Annotated in this window: 1 pseudogene; it reads left to right on the top strand. The window is 54.8% G+C overall.

The window, feature by feature from the left end:
• Positions 1-336: 336 nt before the first annotated feature.
• Positions 337-694 (top strand): annotated as a pseudogene (locus NKI25_RS36310) (4'-phosphopantetheinyl transferase family protein); the annotation flags it as partial.

Here is a 694-nt window from a genome sequence, read left to right as displayed (position 1 = left end):
CCGGAGGCCATTACTGCCGTACCGATTGTAGGCGACCACGTGACGATGATGAGTGTTCTGGAAAACCGCAAGGCTCTGGCCCGAGCCATTTCTACGCCTTTAATCGGGGTTCTTGAAAAAGATCCCTAGCGAACTGCACCGAAGGTTCTGGCACCCAGACGAGGTTCGGTCTCGGATCGCGACAATCCCCAAATGTCGGAGGAGTTCTGGCTCGGTGATCCAAAGATGGGAAACATATGTGGTCCGCCGCCGCTGCTGATCGACGACCGAGTCGAGTCAATTCCAAGGCCAAGCTGCATTGGCTGAGCTTCTCACTTGAAATGCTCAAAGAAATAGATGGAGACTATCACCATTGATCAACAGAACATCCTCGTCGGCATTCGTCCAATAGAACCGGCCGACGAATCCACCTTGTACGCTTCCGAAGTTACCCCGATGGGACGCGCTGTTACCAAAGTCCGTCGCCAAAGCGGTGCTGCAAGAGTAATTGCCCGAACACTTCTTGGGAAACTGGGATTCCCACAACTGCCGATCTTAAAGACGCGCTTTGGTGTTCCGATCTGGCCGGCCGGCATCGTCGGATCTTTGGCTCACCACGATACCGTAGCAGCCGCCGCCATTGCAGGGACGAAAAGGATTGCGGCTCTCGGCATCGACATTGAGCCTAATGAACCTCTGCCGGAGAACCTGATCG

Origin of the sequence: Mesorhizobium sp. M0808, assembly GCF_040320025.1 — a bacterium.
Taxonomy (GTDB): Bacteria; Pseudomonadota; Alphaproteobacteria; order Rhizobiales; family Rhizobiaceae; genus Mesorhizobium.
This window is presented reverse-complemented; position numbering and strand designations above follow the sequence as displayed.